Here is a 262-nt window from a genome sequence, read left to right as displayed (position 1 = left end):
CGACGACCACACCCCACTCCCCATCGCCGACCTACGCCGCCTCCTCTGCGACGCCAAGATCTACCCCGCCGTCCTCGGCACCAACAGCCAAATCCTCGATCTGGGCCGCTCCGCCCGCACCGCCACCCCCACCCAACGCCGCGCCCTGGCCATCCGCGACCGAGGCTGCACCTTCCCCGGCTGCGACCGCGGCCCAAAATGGACCACCCCCCACCACATCCGCCCGTGGTCCGAGGGCGGCCCCACCAACCTCGACGACCTC

General features: G+C 72.1%; 1 protein-coding gene. It reads left to right on the top strand.

What is annotated here, in order from left to right; genetic code table 11:
- Positions 1 to 262 (top strand): HNH endonuclease signature motif containing protein (locus OO71_RS46025; RefSeq protein ID WP_033296451.1); only part of this gene is annotated, 262 nt, incomplete at both ends.

This window comes from Amycolatopsis jejuensis (genome assembly GCF_000717335.1).
GTDB classification, from domain to species: domain Bacteria; phylum Actinomycetota; class Actinomycetes; order Mycobacteriales; family Pseudonocardiaceae; genus Amycolatopsis; species Amycolatopsis jejuensis.
Note: the sequence above shows the minus strand (reverse complement) of the source record. Positions and strands in the feature narration are given on the sequence as shown.